Annotated in this window: 22 protein-coding genes, 1 tRNA gene and 2 pseudogenes; 11 read left to right on the top strand and 14 right to left on the bottom strand. The window is 54.5% G+C overall.

Features of this window, described 5'->3' with window-relative positions; translation table 11 throughout:
- Positions 1-47: 47 nt before the first annotated feature.
- The gene (locus O3299_RS15080; RefSeq protein ID WP_305062604.1) at positions 48-2,216 is read right to left on the bottom strand and encodes a S9 family peptidase; all 2,169 of its coding nucleotides are present in this window, start codon (positions 2,214-2,216) and stop codon (positions 48-50) included.
- A 174-nt stretch (positions 2,217-2,390) separates the two neighbouring features.
- On the opposite strand from O3299_RS15080, the gene O3299_RS15075 reads away from it, so the two are divergent.
- Positions 2,391-3,437 (top strand): lysozyme inhibitor LprI family protein, encoded by a 1,047-nt coding sequence (locus O3299_RS15075; protein ID WP_305062603.1) that lies wholly within the window; start codon positions 2,391-2,393, stop codon positions 3,435-3,437.
- 39 nt (positions 3,438-3,476) lie between these two features.
- Entirely contained in the window at positions 3,477-3,944 is a 468-nt protein-coding gene (locus O3299_RS15070) for a hypothetical protein (protein ID WP_305062602.1), read from the top strand.
- A gap of 1 nt (position 3,945) precedes the next feature.
- Here O3299_RS15070 and O3299_RS15065 read toward each other — a convergent pair whose 3' ends face one another.
- The 5 genes from O3299_RS15065 to O3299_RS15045 form a co-directional block, all read right to left on the bottom strand.
- Positions 3,946-4,344, bottom strand: a complete 399-nt coding sequence (locus O3299_RS15065) for a hypothetical protein (protein ID WP_305062601.1) — start codon at positions 4,342-4,344, stop codon at positions 3,946-3,948.
- Between the two features lie 102 nt (positions 4,345-4,446).
- Positions 4,447-4,522, bottom strand: a tRNA-Lys gene (locus O3299_RS15060).
- Positions 4,523-4,590: 68 nt separating this feature from the next.
- The gene (locus tag O3299_RS15055; RefSeq protein ID WP_305062600.1) at positions 4,591-6,345 is read right to left on the bottom strand and encodes a GspE/PulE family protein; all 1,755 of its coding nucleotides are present in this window, start codon (positions 6,343-6,345) and stop codon (positions 4,591-4,593) included.
- Between the two features lie 47 nt (positions 6,346-6,392).
- Positions 6,393-7,181 carry a spermidine synthase gene (locus O3299_RS15050; protein ID WP_305062599.1) on the bottom strand — a complete coding sequence of 263 codons (789 nt, stop codon included), beginning with the start codon at positions 7,179-7,181 and terminating at the stop codon, positions 6,393-6,395.
- 222 nt (positions 7,182-7,403) lie between these two features.
- Positions 7,404-7,916: a glycine zipper 2TM domain-containing protein gene (locus tag O3299_RS15045; RefSeq protein ID WP_034785134.1), complete on the bottom strand. Its 513-nt coding sequence runs from the start codon at positions 7,914-7,916 to the stop codon at positions 7,404-7,406.
- Between the two features lie 401 nt (positions 7,917-8,317).
- On the opposite strand from O3299_RS15045, the gene O3299_RS15040 reads away from it, so the two are divergent.
- The 5 genes from O3299_RS15040 (at position 8,318) to O3299_RS15020 (ending at position 13,643) form a co-directional block, all read left to right on the top strand.
- Complete coding sequence (locus tag O3299_RS15040; protein ID WP_034747450.1) at positions 8,318-8,716, top strand: barstar family protein; 399 nt, start codon at positions 8,318-8,320, stop codon at positions 8,714-8,716.
- 156 nt (positions 8,717-8,872) lie between these two features.
- On the top strand, positions 8,873-9,481 hold the full coding sequence (gene purN / locus O3299_RS15035; RefSeq protein ID WP_099666788.1) for a phosphoribosylglycinamide formyltransferase: 609 nt from the start codon (positions 8,873-8,875) through the stop codon (positions 9,479-9,481).
- A gap of 21 nt (positions 9,482-9,502) precedes the next feature.
- Complete coding sequence (locus O3299_RS15030; protein WP_099666789.1) at positions 9,503-10,822, top strand: RsmB/NOP family class I SAM-dependent RNA methyltransferase; 1,320 nt, start codon at positions 9,503-9,505, stop codon at positions 10,820-10,822.
- A gap of 120 nt (positions 10,823-10,942) precedes the next feature.
- A complete protein-coding gene (locus O3299_RS15025) occupies positions 10,943-12,301 on the top strand; it encodes a mechanosensitive ion channel family protein (protein ID WP_289903849.1) in 1,359 nt (452 codons plus the stop codon).
- Positions 12,302-12,473: 172 nt separating this feature from the next.
- Positions 12,474-13,643 carry a fatty acid desaturase gene (locus O3299_RS15020; protein WP_369811458.1) on the top strand — a complete coding sequence of 390 codons (1,170 nt, stop codon included), beginning with the start codon at positions 12,474-12,476 and terminating at the stop codon, positions 13,641-13,643.
- A 140-nt stretch (positions 13,644-13,783) separates the two neighbouring features.
- Here O3299_RS15020 and rpmG read toward each other — a convergent pair whose 3' ends face one another.
- From rpmG to O3299_RS15005, 3 genes and pseudogenes are all read right to left on the bottom strand, one after another.
- On the bottom strand, positions 13,784-13,951 hold the full coding sequence (gene rpmG, locus O3299_RS15015; RefSeq protein WP_010400929.1) for a 50S ribosomal protein L33: 168 nt from the start codon (positions 13,949-13,951) through the stop codon (positions 13,784-13,786).
- 22 nt (positions 13,952-13,973) lie between these two features.
- On the bottom strand, positions 13,974-14,210 hold the full coding sequence (gene rpmB, locus O3299_RS15010; protein WP_010400928.1) for a 50S ribosomal protein L28: 237 nt from the start codon (positions 14,208-14,210) through the stop codon (positions 13,974-13,976).
- 247 nt (positions 14,211-14,457) lie between these two features.
- Positions 14,458-14,691 (bottom strand): annotated as a pseudogene (locus O3299_RS15005) (JAB domain-containing protein); the annotation flags it as partial.
- A gap of 107 nt (positions 14,692-14,798) precedes the next feature.
- Here O3299_RS15005 and O3299_RS15000 point away from each other — a divergent pair.
- Positions 14,799-16,553, top strand: a complete 1,755-nt coding sequence (locus tag O3299_RS15000) for a recombinase family protein (RefSeq protein WP_305062598.1) — start codon at positions 14,799-14,801, stop codon at positions 16,551-16,553.
- Positions 16,554-16,630: 77 nt separating this feature from the next.
- Here the strand turns inward: O3299_RS15000 and O3299_RS14995 are convergent, their stop codons facing one another.
- Entirely contained in the window at positions 16,631-16,957 is a 327-nt protein-coding gene (locus O3299_RS14995) for a helix-turn-helix domain-containing protein (protein ID WP_305062972.1), read from the bottom strand.
- Positions 16,958-17,052: 95 nt separating this feature from the next.
- Between O3299_RS14995 and O3299_RS14990 the strand changes: the two genes are divergently transcribed.
- The 3 genes from O3299_RS14990 (at position 17,053) to O3299_RS14980 (ending at position 21,364) form a co-directional block, all read left to right on the top strand.
- Positions 17,053-17,601, top strand: coding sequence for a hypothetical protein (locus tag O3299_RS14990; RefSeq protein ID WP_305062597.1), 549 nt, complete (start codon positions 17,053-17,055; stop codon positions 17,599-17,601).
- Between the two features lie 584 nt (positions 17,602-18,185).
- Positions 18,186-18,989, top strand: a complete 804-nt coding sequence (gene repC, locus O3299_RS14985) for a replication protein C, IncQ-type (protein WP_305062596.1) — start codon at positions 18,186-18,188, stop codon at positions 18,987-18,989.
- Positions 18,990-19,201: 212 nt separating this feature from the next.
- Entirely contained in the window at positions 19,202-21,364 is a 2,163-nt protein-coding gene (locus O3299_RS14980) for an AAA family ATPase (protein WP_305062595.1), read from the top strand.
- A 565-nt stretch (positions 21,365-21,929) separates the two neighbouring features.
- Here O3299_RS14980 and O3299_RS14975 read toward each other — a convergent pair.
- From O3299_RS14975 to O3299_RS14960, 4 genes and pseudogenes are all read right to left on the bottom strand, one after another.
- Positions 21,930-22,856: a retron St85 family RNA-directed DNA polymerase gene (locus O3299_RS14975; RefSeq protein ID WP_305062594.1), complete on the bottom strand. Its 927-nt coding sequence runs from the start codon at positions 22,854-22,856 to the stop codon at positions 21,930-21,932.
- The gene (locus tag O3299_RS14970) at positions 22,853-23,797 is read right to left on the bottom strand and encodes a retron St85 family effector protein (protein ID WP_305062593.1); all 945 of its coding nucleotides are present in this window, start codon (positions 23,795-23,797) and stop codon (positions 22,853-22,855) included. The genes O3299_RS14975 and O3299_RS14970 overlap by 4 nt, the downstream gene beginning before the upstream one ends.
- A gap of 432 nt (positions 23,798-24,229) precedes the next feature.
- Entirely contained in the window at positions 24,230-25,210 is a 981-nt protein-coding gene (locus O3299_RS14965; RefSeq protein ID WP_305062592.1) for a hypothetical protein, read from the bottom strand.
- An 810-nt stretch (positions 25,211-26,020) separates the two neighbouring features.
- Positions 26,021-26,476, bottom strand: a pseudogene (locus O3299_RS14960) (UPF0758 domain-containing protein); the annotation flags it as partial.
- Positions 26,477-26,602: the final 126 nt, after the last annotated feature.

The raw sequence follows: 26,602 nt of genomic DNA, 5'->3' as shown, positions 1-26,602 counted from the left end.
GCGTGTGCGGAGCCTGGCTTTTTCATTTTTCAAGAACGTTTCAGGACTTATTTGAGGTACTTGGCCAGCCAGCCTTCCAGTTCGCTGTAGAAGAAACGGCTGTTCTCGCCCTTCAAGATCCAGTGGTTTTCGTCCGGGAACACGAGCAATTTGGCCGGCACGTTCAGGCGCTGCTGCACGGCAAAGTTCATCAAGGCGTTGTTGGCTGGCACGCGATAGTCGAGCTCGCCCACGGTGATCAGGATCGGCGTGGTAAAGCCCGTGCCTTTTTCGTGGTTGCCGGCTTGCATGACCGGGCTTTGGTCGCGCCACACGGGCAGGTTGGACCAGACGGGGCCGCCCGCATTCGTTTCACGGCCGAAACCGCCGTCGCTGGTGCCCCACTGCATGATCAGGTCCATTTCGCCCGCGTGCGAGACGATGGCCTTGTAGCGCGTGGTGGTCGCCTGCAGCCAGTTGGCCAGGTGGCCGCCATAGCTGGCGCCGCCGGCGGCCAGTTTCGTGCCGTCGATAAATGGATATTTCTTGATGGCTTCATCGACGCCCTGGTTGACTTCGTCGCCCGGACCCTTCAAAGGGTCGAATTGAATCGAGCGCGCAAATTCCTCGCCATAGCCGGTGGAACCCTTGTAGTCCGTCAGCAGCACGACATAGCCGGGCTTGGCCAATAAATGATAGTTCCAGCGTAGCACGAACTGGTCGCGCCACATGCTGGCCGCGCCGCCGTGGATGACGGTAAACAGCGGATATTTCTTGTTCGGGTCGAAATTGGCCGGCTTGACGAGCATATTGTGGATCTGGCGGCCGTCGGCCGTCGTGAACCAGAAGTGCTCGGGCGCCTGCCAGTCGATCTTGCTCGCCTTGTCTGTATTGAAAGCCGTCAGGCGCTTTGGCTGCTTGCCGTTGAAGGCATAGATTTCCGGCGGGTTGATGGCGGACTCCCACACGCCGACCAAAGCCTTGCCGCCGCTGCTCAGCGAGTTGATGGTGCCCGTCGGCAAGGATGGCTCTTCGCGCACGTCGCCGCCCCTGGCGTCGATCGAGTACAGCTTTTCCAGGCCCGCATGTTCATAGCTGAAGAGGACACGCTTGCCGCCTTCGGGCAGCACGAAGCGCGAGATCGAACGGTCCAGCTTGGCCGTCAGGATGCTCGGCTCCGCCTTGACCAGCGGCCAGGCGAAGCTGGCCAGGCGTTTCACGTCATACACCTTGCCCGGCGTTTGTGCGTCGCTCAAGGCGAACAGGGTCTTGCCGTCGGCGGCAAATTTCAAGGAACCGTAACTATGTTTGTCCTGCGTCAAGCGCTGCGCTTCGCCGCCCGCCACGGGCAGCAAGTACAGTTGCGAGTAGACGGCTTCGCGCTGGGCCGCATCGCGGTTGGTGGCGGCGTTGAAGACGACGGCTTTGCCGTCTGGCGTCCAGACGGCGTCCAGCGATTGTCCCTCGTCGCCCTGGCCGCCGCCGAAGCCCGGCAGGGTGACCAGTTGCGTGCCCGACAGGATGTCGCGCGGCGTGTTTTCACCTTTCGTATCAGGCTGCGCATCGACGATGAACAGGCGCACTTGCTTGTCGGTCAGCCATTTGTCGAAATAGCGGGGCGCCGTCGTTTCATACGAACGGGCGCTGTATTTGCGTTCCTTGCGCTCTTTCGTGCTTTGCTTGACGTCGGCTTCCGTCTTGTTGCCTGGATAGATGTCGCTGATAAACAGCAATTGCTTGCCGTCCGGGCTCCATTTCGGCATGCGCGCGCCCAGGGTGAGCGAGGTCAGGCGTTGCGCTTCGCCGCCGGCGGCCACGTCGAGGCGGTAAATCTGGCCTGCTTCATCGCCGTCGCGCTTGGCAACGAAGACCAGCTGGCGGCTGTCCGGCGACCAGGCCACGGCGCTTTCGCCGCCCTTGGAGAACGTCAGACGGCGCGCGGGGCTGTCGTCAAGCAGCGACTTGATCCACAGGTCGGACGATTGGTCCTTGTTGTCGTAGGCGCTGTCGACCACGGAAAACACGGCCCATCGCCCATCGGGGCTGGCGACGGGCGCGCCCACCCGTTTCATCAGCCACACGTCTTCATGCGTGATGGCGTGCCTGGCGTTGGTTTGTGTGGCGGCAACTGGCGATGCCGGCGTGGTATCGGCGGCGTGGACGGTCGTTGCCAGCGAGGCGCAGGCCGCTGCGATCAGCAGCGAGCCGAGGGAACGGCGAAGACGGGGTGAGGTCATGGGCGTGGTCCGGAGTAGTGAAAAAAGTACAGCGGGCAACATTATTGCCTATCGTTTCCTGCACTGCCAAGGCTGTGTACCGTTACTTACCAGGCCGGCGCACGCATGGCGGACGGGTGGGGCGTATCCGATCAGTTAAACTTGCCGCTTTACTCACGCTGGCGCCGATTCAACATGAAAATTAGTCTACCCTTATTGAAAACGCTATTGCTGGGCGCAAACTGCCTGCTGGCCGCCCCGGTTTTTGCCGCTGCCGCCGCACCGTACCCGAATACGAGCGCCATGGGCGTGGGGCACGCGGAAAGCACGGCCTGGTATGCGAGTTGCCTGAAGGTCAAGGATGCGGCGCCGCCGCCGGCCGACTTGCCGGCGCCGTCCGCCGCGGCGTCCCTGCAGCAATGCCAGGCGACGGACCTGTATTACGATACCAAGAGTATGTCCTCGCCCAAGCCGGCCGACTGGCGTCCCGCGCGCCATTGCGCCATGGCCACGCAGAACAGCGCCGTGCTGATGATGCTGTACCAGAATGGGCAGGGCGTGCAGAAAGACCCGTTGCTGGCGCTGAAGTATGCGTGCAGCATCGATGCGGCGCCGGCCGAGATGCGGGGACGCATCGAACACTTGCAGCAGATCAATTCCAGCGGACGCGGCATGATCGACCTGTGCGACGACATCACCAGCGGCTACATGATGGGCGTGTGCAGCGCCATCGATGCGCGGCAAAAGCAGCGCGTGCGCGCGCAGGCGACCGGCAAGATCAGCGACGCCATGCCGGCCGTGGCGCAAGCGTCGCTGCAAAAGCTGCAGGCGGCGGCAAGCAAGTTTGCCGATGCGCGCGCGGCGAATGAAACGGATTTGAGCGGCACGGCGCGCGCCGCCCTGAGCATCGCCGCCCGCACGGCCGAGCTCGACCAACTGGCGCACGATCTGCGCGAGTATGAAGCGGGCAAGTTGCCAGAAAGCATGTCCAAGGAACAGGCGGCGGCGCTCGACAAGGAGCTCAACGCCATCTACGGCAAGCTCATGAAAAAGCCGGCGGAAACCCATGCTGGCGCCGTGGGCAAGGATGGCATCCGCGCCACCCAGCGCTTGTGGCTGGCGTACCGCGACGCCTGGATGAACTTTGGTGCCGTGCGCTATCCAGCCGTGACGAGCGAGACCTGGGCCGGCCGGCTGACGTCGCGGCGCAATGTGCAACTGCAAGATTTGCTGGGGAATTGAGCCATGCGGGAAGCGTACTACCACGAAGACGATTTTTGCATGATCGAATTGTTGCCGCTGGATAATTTACAGCACTGTCTGACGCAGATGGGCGAGCAGCAGGCGTTCGCCGACGCGCACCGCAGCGGCGCCGGCTGGACGGACATGTACGTGCCCGAGGCGCCTCCGTCGCCGTTGCGCGCGCTGGGCCTCACGGCGGACCAGCTGCGCCTGGCGCTGGCCGACGCCTTGCCGCCCTACGACGCCGTCTACACGGGCTACAGCAGTTACCGGGTGGAATGCAAGAATGTGCGGGCCTTTGGCAGCGACAAGACGGAGACTTTGTTCGCAGGCCTGGACGACAAGGGCATCGTGTGCGACCTGTGGTGCAGCGATGGCATGCCTGAGCTGATGCTGCTGCCCTTGAAAGAGCGGTTGCTGCTGGCCGACTGGGGCGCGGGGTTTGCGTGCCCGCTGGCCGATGGGGAGTTGTTCGCCCGTTATCTGCAGGAATACGAACTCGACTGATTTATTCGCAGGCGATGGCGTTCGGTTGCGCCACTTTGACGACCGACGCCAGGCGCGCCATGTCGTTGCCGTCGCCTTGCTCCACATATGGTTGATACGTATCAATGACGATGCGCGCACGCGCCTGCCAACCGCAATTGTCGGCCTGGCGCGCGGGTACGCGCAGCAGGCGCCGCGCCTCGCCATCGTTGCTGAAACAAAACCACGCATCGTGCGTGGCGGCAGGCCGGGGCAAACGGCCCCACTGCGCCTTGTCGGGCGCGAAGCAGACACGGTTGCCGATGATTTCCAGGCTCATCTCGTCCGTGCGCGCGCTGTACAGGCCGTCGAGCACGATGGGCGTTTGCGCCTGCGCGGACAGGCAGGCGCAGGTCAGGAAGAGGGCGGCGGCAAGTTTCATGTGTTGCTTTCAGGGCTGGCAAGACGAAGAGCCAGTATAACCGGGGGCTGGAAACGAAAAAAGCCAATCCCGGAGGATTGGCTTTTTAGTACTGCGCATTCGTGGTAGGCCGTGCGGGATTCGAACCTGCGACCAACGGATTAAAAGTCCGCTGCTCTACCAGCTGAGCTAACGACCCGAAAGAGGCCGCATTATATATCAGTTGAAAAAGAATGCAAAGCATTCCTGCGAGAAAGTGCCGGCCTGCTAAGGCAGGGCCGCCGTGAGCTTTAGCACTTCGTCGAGACTGGTCGTGCCATCGATGATCTTGCGCGCGCCGGCGATGCGCAGCGGCGTCATGCCGTCCAGCAGGCTCTGGCGGCGCAGCGCGTGCAGGTCGGCGCCCGCCTTGACCAGCTGGCCGAACGTTTCCGTCACGCCCAGCAGTTCATAGATGCCGGCCCGCCCCAGGTAGCCGCTGTGCCGGCACAGGGCGCAGCCGACGGGGCGGTACGCTGCGGCCGGCCGTTCCAGCTGGCCGCCCGTCAGGCGTTGCCAGGCAGCGGCGCCGGGGGCGGCGTCCAGCTCCTTGCAGCCCGGGCACAGGCAGCGCAGCAGGCGCTGCGCCAGCACGCCGGCCAGGCACGCTTCCAGCAGATAGGCGGGCAAGCCCAGTTCCAGCAGGCGCATGACGGCCGAGGGCGCATCATTGGTATGCAGGGTCGACAGCACCAAGTGCCCCGTCAGCGCCGCCTGGATGGCCATCTCGGCCGTGGCCAGGTCGCGGATTTCGCCCACCATGATGATGTCGGGATCTTGCCGCATCAGCGCCCGCACGCCATCGGCAAACGACAGTTCGATGCCGGCCTGGGTTTGCACCTGCATCTGGTTGAAGGCCGGTTCGACCATTTCGATGGGGTCTTCCACCGTGCACACATTGACTTCGCTGCCGGCCAGCGCCTTCAGGGTGCTGTACAGGGTGCAGGTCTTGCCCGAACCGGTGGGACCGGTCACCAGCACGATGCCGTGCGTGCGCGCCGTCAGCTGGCGCCAGCGTTCGGCGTCCGCGGGTGGGAAGCCCAGCTCGGCCAGGCTCTTGACGGCCACTTCCGGGTCGAAGATGCGCATGACGAGCTTTTCGCCGAAGGCCGTGGGCAAGGTCGACAAACGCAGCTCGATTTCCTGGCCCTGCGCATTGCGCGTCTTGATGCGGCCATCCTGGGGGCGGCGCTTTTCCACCACGTCCATGCGCCCGAGCAACTTGATGCGCGCCGTCATGGCCAGCAAGACCACGGGCGGCAGCTGGTAGGCCTGGTGCAGGCGGCCGTCGATGCGCAGGCGCACGAGGCCCGCGTCGCGTTTCGGTTCCAGATGGATGTCGGAGGCGCGCTGGGCAAACGCGTATTGCCACAGCCAGTCGACGATGCGCACCACGTGCTGGTCGTTGGCGTCCAGGTTACCCTTGTTGCGCCCCAGTTCCACCAGTTGTTCGACATTCTGGCGCAGTGCCAGGTCTTGTGTGGAGGCTTGCCGGGCCACCTTGACGGAACTGGCCAGGCTGAAAAATTGCGCGATGGCGTCGGCGATGTGCAGCGGATTGGCGATGACCAGGCTCAGCTTGCGCGGCGCCAGCTTGCCCAGCTGGGCCTGCCAAGCGAGCGCGTACGGCTGGGCCGTGGCGATGACGATGCGCTCCGGCGTGCTTTCCACGGGCAGGATGTTGAAGCGGGCCGCATAGCCGGCCGTCATGACGTCGGCCACCTGGCTGAAATCGATGTGCAGGGGATCGATGCGCACATACGGCAGGCTTGCGCGTTGCGCCAGCCAGGCGCACAGGGTGTCGAGCGTCAGTGCGCCGTGGGCGATGCTGCACAGCGGATGCAGGGCCGGCGCCGGCAGCAGGGCGGCCTGGGCGTCGATGGCGGCCGCTTGCGCCGCGTCGAGCAAGCCGTCTTCCTGCAGCCAGGCCAGCAGTTGCGGCAGTTGCAGCGGCGTATCGGGAGAAGGAGGGGATGCGGGCATGGCCGGCGCCTTTCCGGGCTGCCGGCCTTGCCTGGACTTGCCGGCGGTTACAGGGTGCTGACGATGCCCTTGACCCAGGACTTGGCGGGCAGCTTGGTCTCGGCGACGATCTGCTTGGCGCGCTCGAGCAGGGCGGCTTGCGCTTCGGCATCGAGTGCCACTTTCGTCTTGAAAGCGATGGCCACCACGTTCCCATCATGGACTTCCGGCAGGCAGATCACCTGTTCGAACGCAAACTTCATCGCCTTGATGTTCTTTGCATAGCTGGGATGGTCGCCAAACAGGTTGACCGTCATGATGCCGTGCGGCGCCAGGCAGGAGCAGCAGGCGGAATAGAACTCGGCGCTGTCGAGCACGGGACCGCGCGCCGTGGCGTCGTACAAGTCCACTTGCAGGGCGTCCAGGCTGCCATGGTTGGCCTCATCGTTGACGTAGTCGAGCGCATCCATCTCGCGCACGTGCAGGCGCTCGTCGTTGGGCGGCAGCTTGAACATCGAGGCGCAGATGGTGATGACGGACGGGTTCAGTTCGATGGCCTCGACCTGTGCCTGCGGGAACTGGCGGTAGCAGAACTTGGTCAGCGCGGCCGTGCCCAGGCCCAGCTGGGCGAGGCGCTGTGGCTGCTCGATCCACAGCATCCACGCCATCATCTGCTGCGCGTATTCGAGTTCCGGCCAGTCCGGCTTGCGGATGCGCATGGCGCCCTGCACCCATTCCGTGCCGAAATGCAGATAGCGCACGCCATCCATTTCCGACAGGGTGACAGGGGCGTAGCGTGGCTTGCGCGCAGGGCGCGAGGATTCGACTTGTTCGATGGATTTTCGTTTGATAAGCATAAGGCGGCCTGAAAGTGTGCCGCATTATAGCCCGTGCCGGGGCGCCATAAAAAATGCCAGCCCCATGAGAAAGACATGGGGCCGGCATTTTAGTACTGAGTAACAACGCTTGACAGAAGCGTCGCGAGCGGAAGGCAGAGGTGGCCGAGAAGCGCAACCGTACTCCAGTACGGTGAGCATCGCAGGCCACCTATGCCGACGCGCAGCAGCTTATGTCAGGCGTTACTGTTGAGCAGGCTCGATGGAGACGCGCAGACGGATGCGTTCGCCCGGATCGTAGGACATGATGCTCGTGTAGTTGCGGCCGCGGTAGTCGTAGGTGACTTGGTAGCCATTGTTGCGCGATTCCCAGTGGTCGACCTGACGGCATTGCTTGACGGCTTGTTCCTGCATGCCGCCCTGGTAATTGTTCTGGTTGTCGACACGGTCGCCGACGACGGCGCCGGCAATCGCGCCAGCGGCTGCCGCAGCCGTGCGGCCATTGCCGCCGCCGACCTGGCTGCCGAGCAGGGCGCCGGCGATACCGCCGACGATGGAGCCGCCAGCGCTGCGCTGTTGCGGCGGTGCCTGGACTTGCACGTATTCCGTACGGCATTCCTGGCGTGGACGATTGATCTGTTCCACTTGCGGCACGACGCGCACGACCTTGCCGAAATCTTCAAAGTCGGCGGCCTGGGCGAGTGGCAATGCACCGATACAAAGGGCTGACATCATCAATTTGGCTTGCAAGTTCATTTGTAACCTCGTTATCTAGAGAATCTTTCAGGGTATTTTTTACAACTTGGGGCTATAGTAATCCCGCCGGGCGGCGACAAGTGTTTCGCGTGGCAACAAAATGTAACAGCCCAAGCCCCTTGCCCCACAGTCTGTAACATGCACTTTCAATCGATACAAGATGTTGAAGTGACTTGAAACCAGCGGTTTGTAACAAATCTTGCGTTTGACATCATATTCGGGTTGATTCATGCAGGACAACACGTTACCCTAATACGCGTATGGCTTATATAAAATCGCACTGAATCGCATAAAAGTTGATACAGATCGAATCACCGCGTGCGCATTGACCCGCGTGCGGGGATGCAATAAGAAGAGCAGCTAGAAGATATCCATACATAACAGGTCGATTTGAGGGAAAAATGAGTTTGTTACTAACCGTGCCGCCCAACCTTGTCCAGTCCATCCGTGCCTTTCGCGTGACCGAATTACAAGACGAGGCGATCCGTCTCGGGCAGCACTTTTTATATGCGCATTGCAACGCTGGACAGACCAAACAACAAGTCATCGGCATTATTGCAGAAGCATTCCTGTTTCCGAAGAACCTGGCGAAGAATTTCGACGCCCTGCGCCTGTGCCTGACGGATACCATGTTCAAGGCGGGCACGCAAACGGGCTTCCTGGTGGTGCTCGAGCAATTGCCAAATACGCAAAAATTCGACAAGGAAGCGCGCGAGATCCTGCTCGACGTGTTCCGCGACGCGGCCGACTACTGGGCCGAGAAGAAAGTCCCGTTCCGCGTCTTCTATTCGTTCGAGTAAATACTTACTCTTGCCGCGGCGCCGTCAAGCGGGCCTCCGGCGCAGGTGAAAACCGGCATCGCCGGGCGGCTGCGGCGCGCCGGCGCTCATGTTGCGCCGCAACAATAATACCGGCCTTTCTAGATTCGCATCGCCATAGCGGGTACAATGCGCGCTATGAAAAATATCGTTATCCTCATTTCCGGACGCGGCAGCAACATGGAAGCGGTCGTCCGCGCGGCGCAAGCCGAGCAATGGCCAGCCCGTATTGCCGCCGTCATCAGTAACAGGGCCGATGCCCAGGGACTGGTGTTTGCCGCGGAACATGGGATAGCGACGGCAGTCGTTGCCAACAAGGATTATGCCAGCCGCGAACAGTTCGATGCGGCGCTGCAAGCCGTGATCGACGGCTTCGCCCCCGACCTGGTCGTGCTGGCCGGTTTCATGCGCATCCTGACGCCGCCCTTCGTCGAGCATTACGCGGGGCGCATGCTCAATATCCACCCGTCGCTGCTGCCGCTGTTCCCGGGCATGGCGACGCACCGCCAGGCGCTCGAGGCGGGCGTGACGGAACACGGCGCGACCGTGCATTTCGTGACTGCCGAGCTTGACCATGGCCCGGCCGTGGCGAGCGCGGTGGTACCAGTCTTGCCAGGCGACACAGAAGACAGCTTATCGGCGCGCGTGCTGGTACAGGAACATCTGCTTTACCCGCGCGCCATCCGCCTGTTCATTGACGATAAACTGTCAGTCGAGCATGGCCAGGTCCGCGTGGACCCTCAATAAAATATTACAGGAAGAATAACAATGAGATTGCCACCAGCGATACTTGCCAATGCTGAAGAAGTGTTGCGCGAAATTTTACGTTTCACGGCCCCGGCCGACACCACCCTGTCGCGCTATTTCCGCGACCATCCGCGCCTCGGTTCGCGCGAACGCGGCGCCATCGCCGAAGGCATTTATGCCGTCCTGCGCAACAAATCGTTCTTCACGGACTTCGCCGAAGCGGGCAGCGGCCCGACCATGCGCCGTTTGACCATCCTCGGCCTGGCCGAAGCCGTCGGTGCCGACTCCTTGGGCGGCCTGACGGAAGAAGAAGTGGAATGGCTGGAACGCATCACGCAGATCGACCGCAGCCTGATGCCGTCGAACATGCGCGCCAACATGCCGACCTGGCTGTTCGACAAGCTGATCGCCCAGTTCGGCGAAGCGGAAACCATGAAGCTGGCCGATGCGCTGAACGCGCCGGCGCCGCTGGACTTGCGCGTCAACTCGCTCAAGGCCACGCGCGACGACGTGATGCTGGCCCTGGCCGAAGCGCCTATCCTCAGCACGCCAACGCCGTATGCCCCGCTGGGCTTGCGCGTGATCAAGAAGCCATCGTTGCAAAACCTGCCATTGTTCCAGAGCGGCGCCATCGAAGTGCAAGATGAAGGCAGCCAGATCCTGTCGCAGATCGTCGGCGCCAAGCGCGGCGAGATGGTGGTCGATTTCTGTGCCGGCGCGGGCGGCAAGACCCTCGCATTGGGCGCGCTGATGCGCAACACGGGCCGTTTGTACGCGTTCGACGTGTCGGAAAAGCGCTTGGCCAAGCTGAAGCCGCGCATGGCCCGCAGCGGCCTGTCGAACGTGCATCCGGTGCAGATCGCGCATGAACGCGATGCCAAGATCAAGCGCCTGGCCGGCAAGATCGACCGCGTGCTGGTCGACGCCCCATGCAGCGGCCTGGGCACCCTGCGCCGCAATCCGGACGTGAAATGGCGCCAGCAGCCGAACTCGATCGTGGAATTGCAAGCCAAGCAGGCAGCCATCCTGGCCGGCGCGGCGCGCCTCGTCAAGGGCGGCGGCCGCCTGGTGTACGCCACCTGCAGCTTCCTGAACGAAGAAAACGACTTTATCGCCGAGCAATTCCTGGCCGCCCATCCGGACTTCACCCTGGTGCCGATGAGCAAGGTGCTGGCCGAGCAGAAGATCGAGCTGGAAATGGGCGACTACCTGAAATTGTTGCCGCACTTGCACCAGACCGACGGCTTCTTCGCCGCCGTGTTCGAGCGCAAGGTCATGCCGAAAAAAGTCTACGCCGATGAAAAACCGGCCGACGACGCTGACGCTGAACAAGCCGAGTAAGCCTGTCACGGGCCGCCGCTGCACCTGGCAGTGGCGGCTTTCAATGTCGCCAGCCCGCCTGGCGGCATGGGCCTAGCCCCTCCGTATCACCTCCGTCTCACCTTCCGGACCGCATCCGCCATGAATGAAACCCCGCTGCTGAATCTGATCACTGACTTTGTCGATGATTTCCGTCAACCGGCCATCCTGTGGCAGGCGCTGGTCATCGTCGCCTGCCTGGCGCTGAGCTGGCTGCTGGTGCGGCAGTTGCGCGTATTCCTGCATCAGCGGGCGGAAGCGGCCACGGTGCCGGCCACGCCGGAAACCTTGCAGCGCACGGATAGTTTCATCCGCATCCTGACGCCCGTGCTGGCGGCCATGCTGCTGGGCATTGCGCAGCATTTCCTGGCCAAGTTCCAGTCCGTGAACCTGCTCAGTATTGCCATTCCCCTGTGCACCTCAATGGCGCTGGTGCGCTTCGGGTTTTACGTGCTGCGCCGCATTTTTGCCCGCCACGGCGACATCAGCCCCACCATGTTGCTGCTGGAAAAGATCTTCACGGTGGTGGTGTGGGCCGGCATGGCCCTGTACATCACGGGCCTGTGGCCGGAATTGCACACCTTCCTGGAAGGTATCGTCGTGCCGCTGGGACGCAACAAGGTGTCCGTGGCTGCCATCTTGCAAGCCGCTATTTCCGTGGCCGTGCTGCTGGTGCTGGCCATGTGGGCCGGCACTTCGCTCGACGAGCGTCTGATGAAAATGCAGGGCTTGCACACTTCCTTGCGCGTGGTGCTGTCGCGCATGGGCCGCGCCGTGCTGATCCTCGTTTCCGTACTGGTCAGCCTGTCGCTGGTGGGCATCGACCTGACGGTGCTGTCCGTGTTCGGCGGCGCCTTCGGCGTGGCGCTGGGCTTTGGCTTGCAAAAGATCGCTGCGAATTTCGTGTCCGGTTTCATCATCCTGCTGGACCGCAGCCTGACCATCGGCGACATGATTACGGTGGGTCAATTCACCGGCAAGGTCACGCAAATCAATACGCGCTATACTGTGTTATTGGGTGGCGATGGCGTTGAATCCATCGTGCCGAATGAAATGCTGATTTCCGGCGGCGTGCAGAACATGTCGCTGAGCAACCGCATGGTCTGGCTGTCGACGGCCGTGTCGGTGGGCTATGAAACGGATCTGGATGTCATCTTCCCCTTGCTGGAAGCGGCGACGGCCAAGGTGCCGCGTGTGTCGCAAAGCAATCCGCCATCGGCCACCCTCGTGCGTTTCGGCGCCGACGGCCTCGATGTGCAGATCGGCTTCTGGATTGCGGACCCGGAAAATGGCACCGGCGGCGTGAAGTCGAATGTGAACCGCGCCATCTGGCGCACCTTGCAGGAACATAAGGTCACTGTACCGTTTCCGCAACGCGAATTGCGTATTGTTGGTACGCCTCCTGCCCCGCTCGCCAGCGCGGCAGAGGGTGAGTCCGCCCCATCCGGCACCCAGCCTTAACCTCGCTGCCTGCCTCCGATTTTGCCTGACCGCACCCATTAGGGCGTACAATCACGCCTAAAATTAACTCTGCCGGACCTCCAGAGTCACTGGAGCGACCGTGCGCACGCCCTGTCCACTTGGAGTAGTAGTAATGACATTGAGTTCCGTTTTACACGACGTTTTGCAGTTCATGGCAACTGGCATTACCGATCTGTCCGCATGGCAAGTTTTCCTGTACACCATGGTGGTCACGCATATCACCATCGCCAGCGTCACGATTTACCTGCACCGCCACCAGGCCCACCGGGCGCTGGAATTGCATGCGATCCCCAGCCATTTCTTCCGTTTCTGGCTGTGGCTGACGACGGGCCAGGTGACCAAGGAATGGGCGGCCATCCACCGCAAGCACCATGCCAAGTGCGATACGGAAGAAGATCCGCACAGCCCCGTGACGCGCGGCATCAAGAAAGTCTTCTGGGAAGGCGCCGAGCTGTACCGCGCTGAATCGAAGAACATGGAAACCATGGCGAAATATGGCCACGGCACGCCGACGGACTGGATCGAGCGCAACTTGTACACCAAGTACAGCTGGCTGGGCGTGGTGTCGCTGTTCGTCATCAATTTCATTTTGTTCGGCGTGATCGGCATTTCCGTGTGGGCCGTGCAAATGATGTGGATCCCCATCACGGCGGCCGGCATCATCAACGGCATCGGCCACTACTGGGGCTACCGCAACTACGACTGCGCCGATGCGGCCACCAACATCATTCCGTTCGGCATCCTGATCGGCGGCGAAGAGTTGCACAACAATCACCATACCTATGCGACGTCGGCCAAGCTGTCGTCGAAATGGTATGAAATCGATATCGGCTGGGCCTATATCCGCGCGCTGGAAATGCTGGGCCTGGCCAAGGTGAAAAAGCTGGCGCCGGAGCCGAAGTTCTCGCACGGCAAGCTGGAAGCGGACTTCGAGACCTTGCAATCGGTCATCGCCAACCGCTACGACGTGATGGCCAAGTATGCGAAATCGATCAAGCATGCCTGGAAGGAAGAGCTGGAACACTTGAAGCACAAGGCGGAACTGGAAAAGCGCTTCCTGAAATCGTCGCGCAAGCTGATGCAGCGCGAGCCGGGCAAGCTGGCCGATGCGCACCACGAACAGCTGTCGGAATTGTTCCAGCACAGCAAGGCGCTGGAAACCATGCACCACATGCGCGTGGAGCTGGGCGCCATCTGGGAACGCTCGCATTTTACGCGTGAGCAATTGCTGCAAAAGCTGCAAGACTGGTGCACGCGCGCCGAAGCGTCGGGCATCAAGTCGCTGCAAGATTTCTCCTTGCGCCTGCGCAGCTATGCCTGAGTAAGCTGTTGCGTCATATCAAGGCCCTGGTTTCCAGGGCCTTTTTTTCGTCCCGACACAAGGGGCGAACGGCGAGATGAAAATCAGGGCGAAAAAAAACCGCTCATCGGAGCGGCTCTTTTTACAGAACACAATATCAATTACTTGATTTTGGTTTCTTTGTACGTTACGTGCTTGCGTGCTTTAGGATCGAATTTCATGATCTCCATTTTCGCAGGCGTCGTACGCTTGTTTTTGGTGGTCGTGTAGAAGTGACCCGTACCGGCGGTCGATTCTAACTTGATTTTGTCGCGGCCTGATTTTGCCATGATAGCTCCCTTATTCTGCTAATTAGACTTTTTCGCCACGAGCGCGCATATCGACCAATACGGCGTCGATGCCGACTTTATCGATGACGCGCAGACCGGCGTTGGACAAACGCAGGGAGACCCAGCGGTTTTCAGATTCAACAAAAATACGACGATTCTGCAAGTTAGGCAAAAAACGACGTTTGGTTTTGTTGTTTGCATGGGAAACATTGTTGCCGACCATCGGCTTCTTCCCAGTGACTTGGCAAACACGTGCCATGGCGCACTCCTTAAAGATATTCCAAATTGGAAAAACGAGAGTATATCCAAAATAAGCCGATTTATCAATGACTTGCGAAAAACAATTGTGTCATGTTGTATTGAAATAATTTAACAATTTGACTTTTCCCCTTCTTCATAGGGGAAGGCACTGGTAAACAGCGCTGTTTACTGTTAGATAAGCGTCTCGCTGCAGTGACGTATGTCCTTGTTTACACATGGTTAACTGCCGCCTGGCCAGCCCTGGCCTAGATCTGGCCATGTTCCGCGAACGAATGCACGTGCCGTCCGGCCACGACGAAATGGTCGAGGATGCGCACGTCCACCAGCGACAACGCTTGCACCAGCGCGCGCGTCAGCAATAGATCCGATTCGCTGGGCTCGGGTGTGCCGGACGGGTGGTTGTGCGCCAGCATGACGCTGGCCGCGTTGTGCTGCAGTGCCTGCTTGACGACTTCGCGCGGATATACGCTCGTGTGAGTTCATGAGGACTATATGCGAAACTACTCATTAGTTCTTATAGGCAAGAATTCGCCTAAATTGTAGAATTCGACGGCGACCACTATGGTATTCGGAAGGGCTGTGAACGATGGACGATAAAATGAAGGCATTGATAGATGATGCCCTTCGACCGGGCAGGCGCGTGCTTAGCTACACACGGTTCAGTACAAAGCGACAAGCCAAAGGGGATTCTCACCGGCGGCAGACTGAAATGGCGATTAAATGGTGTATCGAAGAGAAGCATGAACTCGATACCTCACTGACTCTACACGACGAAGGGATGTCAGCATACACAGGAGAGAATGCCACGCGCGGGGCACTTGGAGCGCTGCAGCGCATGACTTTGGACGGAAAACTTGAGAAGGGAACCATCCTTCTGGTAGAGGCTTTTGATCGTCTTACGCGCCTGCCTTTGTCTGATGCGTATGAAATGCTCTTGTCGTTGATTAATAACGGTATCACTATCGTCACTTTGACCGACGGCAAGGTGTGGATTAAGGCCACCATGAACAGTATGGAGTCGTTCATGCTGAGTCTCGTTACGCTGTACAGGGGGTATCAGGAGTCGAGTCAAAAGGCAGACCGCTTACAAAAGGTATTCGCCGCTGCACGCAAGACTGGAAGACAATCCGCATTTGGTAGCGCCCCAGGTTGGCTTTATCGGGAAGATAGAGGTCCATGGCAAATCGATCAAGAGAAAGCCGAAAGTGTTCGTAAAGTGTTTGAAAAGGCAGCTGCGGGCTTTGGTTCAAAAGCCATAGCGAAGTTTGCGAATCAGGAAGGATGGCCAGTACCAACTCGATTGAACAAGACGGGCCGGTGGCATGGACAGATGCCAGGGAACATACTTCGCAGCCGTTCTGTTCTTGGCGAGCACGAACATAGAATTCATACGCATGAAGCAGTTGAGTCGGAAGGCTGGCGAGGCAAGAGTTCCGGCATCAAAAAGACAGACTACTACCCCCGAATCATCCAGGATGCACTATGGAAACGGGCTCAGGCATCCATCTTGACAAGGATGGTGAACAAACGGCGAGATATTCATTACTACAATGTCTTTGCAGGGCTGATGTACTGCGGCGCCTGTGGGGCGCCGATCCATCGGAAAAACGAACGGACAGGGTACAGTCGAGCTCAGCTGAACTGTAGCGGTGCGTTGGCTGGAGTCACTGAATGCAAGACGATGTCCGCAGCATGTGCAGACCCGATGTTATTGACTGCAATTTTTAAGCATGCTCCGATCTCGGTTAGTACTAGGAAAGGCGAAAAGTTGCTGAAGCGCCAAGCGGAACTATCAAGACGTATAGCAGAGAAGGAGCAGGAGTCTGAGCATCTTGCTGCGGCCATTGCTCGCGGTATTAGCCTCGATTCCATCATGAACAAGTTGGAAGGTATTGAGTTCGACCTGCGCATGTTGCACATGGAGTTTCAAATGAATCTGGTTTCGGAAGCTCTTGCCAACATGGGAGAGGTCGGGGTGGTGGAGGTAGATAAAGCAATGGAAAACTTATACCTCCCAGATGATGAAGATGCGAGAGAGTATCGTCTCAGCCTCCACATGAAGTTGTCTCGCTTGGTAGAGACTATCTGGATATGGGCTTATGACGTGGCACTTGTGCGTTTTCAGAATTCAGATAAATTACATGTTGTCGAACTTTTGCACAAACAACTTCCCTCACGTGCGAATCCGAGTGCGAAATATCATAAAAAACCTAGGCCTAAGGAGCCGCCAGAAAAGCCATATCTTGAGGCTGCACGGGAAGGAGTGCTTGAGCCAGCTCTGCCTCGTCGGGTCGAAAAGCAGAAAAAAGAGTGTGAGCCGTTGGATGCAGCGGCTAGCTGATATCAGTCCAAAAAAGAGGAGTTTAGTAATGCTCCCTATCGTGCCTATCAGCTCGGCCAGCTTTGATTTCAAAGCAGTTAATGCTTAGGTAACTCGGCATAAAGAACAGCCTTGATACGCTCCCGCTCTGCGACTGATGACCTCCCCCAAAGCAGAAGCAGATTTGCGAGTTCGTCGTCCTCACAATAGAAATACGCTGTTGGTAGTCCTAGCACCTGAGCTATTTTTATCGCTATGCGAAATGGTGGCTCATGCACTCCACTCTCATAGCGGCTCATTCTTGCGCTCGCGGTGCCTTCATCAAGTCCAATTTTTACGCCCAGTTGATCCTGTGGAATAGCTGCTCGCAGTCTTGCTTCTTTCAAGCGTTGGCCGAAAACAGTAGGAGGGGTTTTTAAGAGCATCCTTCGATAATCGTAGATTACCATTGCTTCGTCTCTACGAAATTCGTAGAATGCTTCACAGTCTTACTTTTTTAAATCAATTTATAAGGACGCTTGTGAAAAAGACTACAACTACCTTCCTCATTTTGGCTACGGCGCTCACTGGCTGCGCCACGAGGCCTCAGACCGGCGTAAACAGTCCTGAACATGAAGCGGCCTTGATTAGCCAATTTAACAAGACCTGCGAATCTCTCGGCGGCATTGTTGGTAAAGCGGTAGCCAAGGGTTCGCTCGGGCTATGCACCCGTAATGGCAAAGCAGCAGACTTCTATATGCACCGAGATTTTGTAATGCTGAATTCCGAACGACCCGGTGATAGCTACTCGATGTCACAGTATTACCTTATGATGAACTGCGGAAAGGACGAAGGAGATTATGAATCTGGCGACAGAATGGTTGGCATCAATCTTCAAGGTCCGGTGGACGGTAAAGTGAGCTGTAAGGCTGCTGAATGGTATGTCACAGTTTCGGCCCCCCTGATAAGCGATGGAAAGCGCAAGACGATGGTGAATGCATCTGTCCGCCGCACTCCCTCCGGGCAGCCTTCAGAGGGAGTCGTACCATCTGAATACTTTAGTCTTGCACTACGCTACACAACAAGCTAACTGTGTCCAGTGCTGTAAAAATATTTTCGGTGAAGGTATGCGATAGTTGATGCGGTCACTCTATACTGTGGTAGGAAATATCAAATGCTTCGTTTTTTGTTGCAGCGGATTAGGAAAAACTATTCAGGAAAGCGGATGTCAATAGTCTTCTCAGTGGTTTAACTCTGTACTTTTGGCATGGAAAAAACTGGAAATATCTGAATTGAGGAAATGTTGGTTGTTAAGTTAGTAATAATTTAATTGTTATGAAAGGTCATAATGTAGGGGGAGGGATGCTCGAGAGTTCCTCCCCCTGTTCCTGGGCGAAACTAAGTTTTTCAGTGCAGTTGCCTCCAAAGAGTGGACTGAATGTAATAAATTGTAAAATACCTGCAGAATTCGCTTTTATGCCCAGTCGACGCACATATACTGGCAATGCGAAACGAAAACCTCCCCATCCCTGCTAAGCGGCTTATCAGCCGGTTCCTCACTTCTGACGCGACTCCTCAAGCTGAGCGGCTCCAAGGGCCTGTACATTCAGTCGAATTGTTATTGGAATCGAAGATCATTGACCTGTCGGCAGTGGCCGTTTGGAAGCGTAAACCATGATTACGACACCGATCTTCGCAAAAATGTCCCCTGCAATCGTTCATACGCCTGGTCTGTTCGCTAGCTGCGCCAAAGTCAGTTTGCCCGACCCGACGGTGCTGAATCACATTATGGGTGGCGTTATGTTCAGGTTCACTGGCCCTCAGCTTGGTCCTGTTGAATTGCGAGTGCTACAAGGTCTGGTTGGCTTCGCGGGCTTGCAATGCCCAAATAGTCGTGCAACTTGCGAAGATAACCCGCCAGAAGACTTGCAGAGGCTGTTGTGTCATCGCGCCGTAGTTCGTACCACAACTAACAAATTGGCCGAGGTTATCGGCTACCGAGCTAATTCCGGTTCTGCGCAGACTTCCATTCGTAGAGCTGTACAGAAATTGGCATCCGTTAGCATCTCGATTCGTCAAACAAATTTACTCGACACGTCTGACATGTCTGCAGGAAATATGATTTCTGCTAATGCTAGCAGTCGCCATATTGACGTCGAGCTGGGCTCTATTCTAGCTGCCGCAATTCACGGAGGCCGAGGCACCTACTTGCGCCTAGACATTCCAGAAACACGAAAGCTGCATTCCGATGCCGCTCGACTGTTGCATCATCGTTTGCATTGGATTAATACGGGTAGCACCCGTGATGTTTCGTTGCACAAGATGATTGGATATGTCTGGTCAGATGAGGAGGTGTCTGATTCGGCCCAACGAACGCGCAGACAGGTTCTACGGCGCTCTCTAAGTGAGCTTGTGTCATCCGGTTGGTCTGTAGCCGAGCGTGGCGACCTTTATCAAATTGGTCGGCCACGAATCTAAGTCTCATCAGATGAGACTCGGCGGTGCTATCTAAGCGTCAGCGAACATGAATTGCCAGGAATAGCCGTAATCAAGCAATAAGGGGAGGAGATACTTTATGTCTTACTCCCTTTTTTGTTGCAAGGAAGCTACATGTGATATTTCGTGATACTCCTACGAAACATACAGGGTAGGATGTAGGAACATTCCTACAACTATGATAAGGCGAAGCTATGCCCTTCAAGATCGTAATAAATAATGTCGCCAGCTATAAAACCTCTGCGACATTAGAATCAGACAAAAAGGTAACCCTTATCTATGGTTTGAATGGCGCGGGGAAGAGCACAATTTCTAACTATTTATATAAACCAGAAAGTCCAGACTTCAGTGGCTGTAGCAAACAAGGATTCGAAGATGCAAATGTTCTTGTTTATAACTCACAATTCGTTAAAGATAACTTTTTTGAGATAGACAATTTGAATGGAATTTTCACCCTTTCCAAGGTGAATAAAGACGTCGAAGTAAAAATTTCTGAGTTGAGCGAAAATATTAAAAAGCTCGACTCTGAGCGACTTGTACATGTGGAGAAGGATAGCGCAACAAGTAAGTCCATGCAATCTGTTCGGTCAGCAGTAGAGGACCAAACATGGAAAATAAAAACCACGTATTCCGGCGGTGATCGTGTTTTGGAATATTGCTTGGATGGCTTGAAAGTAAAATCAAAGCTATATGAACATCTTTCATCTTTATCGTTGCCAGATAGTAAAATTATTCGGCAAATTGATATGATTAAGAAAGATGTAGAGGCTCTGCAGGGAGATGGTGCCAGGTCTTACCCAACAATTCCTTACTTGATTGCCGATAAAGATCGATTGGAAAATTTTGAAATATTCAGAAAAATTATTATTGGGAAATCTGATAGTCCAATAGCCGAATTAATTTCGATGCTAGGTAATGCAGATTGGGTAAAAAATGGATTGGAATATGTTGAGAAATTAAAGTCTGTCGCAAGCGAAGTCTGCCCATTTTGCCAAAGTCCAACAATGAGTCCAGAGCTTACAAAGGTAATCCAGGATTATTTTGATAAATCATTTAATGATTCAATGAATGAGTTGGGTGTTCTGGAACAAAATTATTATCAATTCGTTGGTCGTCAGCCTGATTTATCTGTGCACTTTGACAATCCTTTTTTTGTTGATTTTATCTCGGAATTCAGAGCAATATACGCTCGACTATCATCGTATTGGGCTCTTAATGTGGAAAAAATTCAACAAAAAATAAAGTCACCATCTGCACCGATTGTCTTAAACTCTACCAATGAGTTGGTTGAAGATTTAAATGTAATTTCCGAAAAAATAAACAAGTTAATTAATGAGCACAATTCTAGAATTAGTGATAAAAAATCTGCACTGGGTAATCTAAAGTCTGAATTCTGGAATCGCTGCCGCATAGAATATGACGCTGCAATCACTGCGCACACGATTGCTAACGACTCTTTGAAGATTGAAAAAGAAGAGGGTGTTAAAGATTTGGAGGAGATAGATAAGGAAATTAGAGAGAAAAGAAATGAATTAATTGGATTGCAACAGAAGACCGTCAATGTGGATGCCGCTATAAGCTCGATTAATTCTCGATTGGAGGCTATGGGGATAGATTCGTTTAAAATTGTTAAGAGTGGAGAAAATAGGTATCGACTCTCTAGAAATGGAACCTCCGCCGATGACTTTCAGACATTGAGCGAAGGTGAGAAAACTGTTATAAGCTTTATATATTTTATCGAACTTTGTAAAGGCAAGAAAAATCCATCTGATATAGCGTCAAAAAAAGTAGCCGTGATTGATGATCCTATTTCAAGTCTATCGCATATTTATGTATTTCATATCGGTCAGTTGATTAAAGAGGAATTTTCAAATTCCGAAAGTTTTGCCCATGTTATAGTTTTGACTCACAGCTTGTATTTCTTCTACGAAATGACCGATATAAGAAAAGATAGGCGAGAATCCACGCAGAAATTAGTTCGAATAATAAAAAACTCTGCGGGGAGTTCTATTTTGGAAATGAAATATGAGGAAATTCAAAATGATTACCAGGCATACTGGAGCGTAGTAATGGATGAAAACCAGCATCCTGCACTTATTGCGAATTGCATGAGGAATATTATCGAATATTTTTTCAATTTCGTAAGGAAGCGTGATCTTAATAATGTATTCCAAATGCCAATATTGAAAGATATGAAGCATCAGGCGTTCTGCCGTTATATGAATCGCGAATCTCACTCGATAGGGCAAAACTTATTTGATTATAAGGAGTTCGACTACGTGAAATTTAAAGAAGCGTTTAAGATCGTTTTTCATGAAGCTGGATTTTCTGAACATTATGCAGCGATGTCAAAATAAACTTCAAATTGTTTCAGGGAATTGCTTAGTTGCCAATTTCGGCTTCTTGACGTCGAATGAGATGCTATGGTTTCTGCCAATTTGCAGACGGTGCTTCTGCCAAAACACAGACAAGCTCTGCCTTATCGCAGACACTTTCTGCTCTTTCTCGGACGCGCATCCAATGGCGTTTGATGAAAACGGTCTGTAATTAGTAGTGGTTTTGTGAAGCCGTGAATAATTTTTTTGTTATACTAAGATTTATCCATGAATCAATAAGAAGTTTTTTTTATACTAGAAAATTTTCTCTCGTGAGCATTGATGCATCTTAAATTTTGAATAAAAATTTAGAAATTTCTATGGCTTATGTTGTTGAAGCAGAGAGTGTTCCTAAGTAATCTGCACGGAGGAGGAGAGCTACGGGGCAACTCTTGTTCCCAACCAGGGCGCCGCAGGCGGCGCGTAGCGATGCTTATGAGAGAAAATTGAATATCAGATCAACAAAATTTCTTGCGAGGCTATGTTCAGCTGTCACCATGGAAGGCGTTGAATTTGAATCAGTCCTCGGTCAGTGCAAGATGGAAATTTAATCCATTAAAGCGTTAATTACTTCTTTCGAATATTTTGTAGTCAAACGCTCAAAAAAATCAGGTTCAATATGTAGAACAAATGAAAGATAGCCCTTTAGTTGCTGGCGCTCAGCTTCATCAAGACCACCAATCGAGTATCTATGAACCATTGCTGAATATAGTCTCTTTTTATCCCTGCCCAACGACAGTGATCCATCATTGGTGATGACAACGCCAGTTACATGGCGATTAAACGCTCTAGAGGAAAAAACTGTTTTCTCTGGGTTTATTTTTATTTGGCCGTAAGTGTTTGCTCTTAAGTTACCTTTAACCAATCTCGGCAAGTCGAAAAGAATACCTTTTTCATTGGTGGAAAAAGTTATATCATCGGCATAGCGAGTGTAATTTATTTTGTGTGCGCTGCAATATTCGTGTGTAACTCGGTCAAAGCTATGCATTACAAAATTAGATATAAATGGGGAGGTCGGAGCCCCAATGCTCAAGCGCAGTTTACTTTTTCGAGTCGATTTATAGAACAAAAGTCTACTCAAGAAGTCTATATCTATGGCATCAAAAATAGTATCAAAATCTTTTGCTATTGAAAGGAAAAGAAAAGGCGTAATGCTCGGAAAGAAATCCCTAAAATCCATTTTTAAAAGATACGAGTTATCCTTGTGGTGTAAGGCGTTTAACTTTATACCGGTTCCAGGCTCATAGGCCATAGCACATGGATGTGTTGTCAGTTTTTGTTTTAGCTGACTTAGGATGACGCGTTGGATAAATTTTACTTCTTTCGAGGGCTGAGCAATCTGTCTAAATCCCGTTCCATTGCGTTTTTTGATATTATATTTTTTGTATCGATGAGGCGCGGTTTGGGAAAAGGTTAACAGCTCCTGCTCATCCATCAGGAGAGTTTCACGGACGAACTCAAAAATTGAACTCATTTTTTATTCCCAGTCTTCTGTATTACCTGTTGGGCGTATCGGCGTTTCTTAGAAGGTTCATCGGCTGCCAACACGTAACTTTGACGGAAAGCCATTTTAAGTGCCGAGGTATCTTTTACCGCTCCCGCTTTTGATGTCCCGAATTTTATACGACGACTTATTGGGCCAACTCCGTAATAGTAGTCAACTCGACTATAATTGGTTGATGCAATAAGTTTTACCTTCTCAAGTAAATATAATAGCTTATTTATTGCTCTCTCCGACATGTCGATGTCTAAGGCATATAAGGCTAGATTGATTTCTTCTTTTTTGATTGGTGACGCCAGACAAATGATGTCGTATAGTAAGAGGGCTAAATGGCCACTATTTTTTGGATTGAATTTATGACTGCCATTGACCTTGGTAAGCTTAGTCATTATGTCGGCGATAATGAATTCTAAGTGGTCATATTTTAATATGTTAGGATCAGCCCATGGATAGGATACGACTGAGCTATTGTCTTTTCGTGAAAGGCTTGTGAGGGGGCCGTGGTAAATAAATGAATCCTTTTTATCCGTTTCTTCCTGGGGGGCAATGATTAGAAGTTTTCCCGATACCGTCTCAAGTTGACAGAAAATTCCGAGCTCAACAAACGCTCCTGGGCTTTCTAAGCAAACGACTGTAAGTGAAGAAAGATTGGCAATATCAATCTCAAAATCGAGCAAATCCGAATAAATCCCGTCTTTAAAGTAATCGGTGAAGTCTTCGGCGTGTATTAATGCATCGAAGGTTACAGGGTCTTTAACGGACAAGTGATCTATGATTCGCTGGCGCACGCTTTCGGCCACTGCGGCCCTTGTCGGACCGCCACAGAGGAAGATTTTAGGAGGAGTGAAAACAGCAGTGAATTTGTTGACATCTAAGGAAGAAAATTCTTCAATAATTGTATCTTCAAAGTCCATTGAGTAATTAAAAAAAAGGCCCACAAGAGGCCAATAAACTTTACCTAAAGGAAGCGTCGAAGGCTTTCCTAACGCTCCTGAGGGAGCGCAGTGGAGGAAGGAACGTTAGGGAAGTCTTTGACGCTGCCCTAAATATCCGCAATAAATTAGTGTCTGGCGAAACGCCGGACAAGGACAATTCTTGTTGAAGGAATGTATCCCACGCGTAAAGTAAGTGAATTGTAGCGATTTAGATCATGGCAAGCAATGAAAATTGACTAATTTGCAGTTTTCTTGCTGTAGCTAGCAACAGTAAGACGGAGACTATCGCCACCGCTCTATCAATGGTGTGCAAAGTACAGTCCCTGAGATAGCAAGTAGCTCCCCCATAACACTGAGCTTGTGCATTTTGGATGTTATCTTCCGCTAGAGCCCTGGGTTTGAGTAACCTTTCTATGTGTCCGCGAGCACTTCCGCACACCGGCGCTTGGCCTCAGTGACAGTACTAACTCTTTCTGCGGGTAAGTCATCAACTTGCCAGCCCCAGACATTGACCTCTTCTTCCTCCCAAACTGCAGCGATCCTTTCTTTGTATTTGCATAGCAATACTCCCTCTTCTAACCGCCATCCGCTTAACTCAAGCCTTCGCTGTATCGCGGCCGCTCGATCTGCTTCGATAAGATCGTCTGTGTACTGAACATCACAGACGCCACCAGAACGCATCGAGCAACTTGCCCAAGTCACTGGCACAGCACGTTGCGCTGATGCTGCGACAGCCTTTGCAACGCGCTCTTGATGGCTTAACGTGTAGCCACGTTCATCGACTTGGGTCGAAGCAAACGCCACCATAAGATGTGTGACACGCATACCTAAAATGGGTGGTGCCGAGCCTTGTGCAACGGAGCACAAGGCATTCGCAAGGTTTCTCATTGATGCGCCGGTTTTACGGGCCTGTTCGACTTCCAATAAAATGACCTGTCCGTCTCGATATGCTAGCCCATCGGGCAGCTTTTCTAGTTGTCCTGCGCTTCTCTTAATTTGCGCTTCTGGGATAACGTTAAATCCTTGTAGGTACAAATCAACGAGCACTCCAATCGCGATTAAGTCATGACGCCAGGTTGAGGGGGGACTCCATACATTGCCGTGTGTCTCGCCAAAGTCTTTGCCGGTCACAGCGTGAATGCCGTGCGCGGTAAGTAATCGTGCTCCCGCTGCAGAAAGTACAACGGCACGCCCCGCGCGTTCGGGTAGAGTGCGCTCGATGATTAACCGGCGCTCACGCCAACTACGTACCAGCCGGTTTGCTTGATGACGCGCATGGAGAGCATTGGGCCACAAAAGAGGGCCAAGCTCATGCGGACGCAGCCAGCTAAACTTGTGAACCAATTGGAGTCCGTCAAGGTCGTTTTGCAGGTGTTTTTCATGTGGGCTCATACACAGTATAGTGTTTTGATACACCTGTTCCGATACCTGTTTCGCAATATGCGCGGATCGGAATAGGAGCACTGTATAACGGTAGACCTCCAACTCTATAGCTTGGAGTCTCCCGTCTGAGGAAAAAAGCCTTCGCATCCCCTCTACGCTTTGGCGTGGAAAGCTGGGTATGCTGCGCGAGCTGGGTCGTCCGCTCCGCAGTCTCCTTGTCGCTCTTGCCTTCGCGTCGGCCTTGAGCCGACTCCAGCGCCGGACTGGCGTCCGTCTCGGGGGCGCTCCCACGGGCCTTTGGCCCCCCCTACCGGGGCCGCGATGCGGGCGGGCAACCAGCTTTTGCGGCTCCCCTGTACAGTGCTTCGCACCGTGCAGGATCGGTGGCGGGCCACTATCCTGAAACCTGGTTGCCCGCCCCCATAGCTGTGGGCGGGAGCGCGGGGCGTTGCCCCCCATCTGGTTCACAACAAACCTGGTCTGCTTCGCATCCTCGGCTTGTTTGTTGTGCCCAGACGGCTCCCCCTACTGGCCGCTGCCAGACCGTGGGCTACGCCCCCCGCAACTGCGGTTCCCCGGCCGCCTGGACCTCTGGTCCTGGCTTGCGTCCGGTGCCCGCAGAAGCGGCTCCCCCCACCCCTAACAATTTGCGTCGCAGCCCCTGCGGGGCTGCTCTGGTTGGGATGACTTTTCAACGGCGCCGATCTTCAAATTAAGTATTTCCGTCCCGGGGAACAGCTCCCGGGGCGGTTAAGTATGTCGGCATTAATCAACGAACTAGCGAGGAGAATATCTGCAAGAGTTATTTCGAATATGGGTAATATAAGCTTGGGTGAGGGTGCCGCGAAACATTTCCTGGGTCGTGATCAGGCGGTTCTTGACGTCCAAAAACAACACGTGGAATGCTTCATGCGCCAGGTTGCCCAGGGTCAGGCGCAGGTAATCCTTGACGGCGTGCGGCGAATTGAGGGTCTGGCCCGCCTGCAAGTCTTCGATGATGGCGCGCCGCGCCAGTTCCAGCACTGCTTGCAACTGGGCAAATTTGGCGCTGCCCATGCCGTGCACGGCGGAAAAGCTCACGAGGCTGGCGCCAAACAGGCCCCGCAGCGAACCGAAGTGCTCGACCGTGTCGCGCGCCAGTTCCACGGCGCTCTTGCCGCGCACGCCCGTGCGCAGGAAGACGGCCAGCAATTCCGCGTCCGACAGCGATTGCGCGCCATCTTCGATCAGGCGTTCGCGCGGCCGTTCGCCGGCCGGCCAATCCTTGATGCCCATCTTGCCTCCCGTTCGCGCCCGGCTGGTCGTGGCGCCTGCCGATGATTGTCGCGCCTTCCCCGGGCGGCCATGCTGCGCTAGCTCGTCTTCATGGCGAATCCTATGAAAAAAACAAAAACCAAGATG

This window comes from Janthinobacterium sp. SUN176 (genome assembly GCF_030587335.1).
In the GTDB taxonomy this organism is placed as follows: Bacteria; Pseudomonadota; Gammaproteobacteria; order Burkholderiales; family Burkholderiaceae_D; genus Janthinobacterium; species Janthinobacterium kumbetense.
This window is presented reverse-complemented; position numbering and strand designations above follow the sequence as displayed.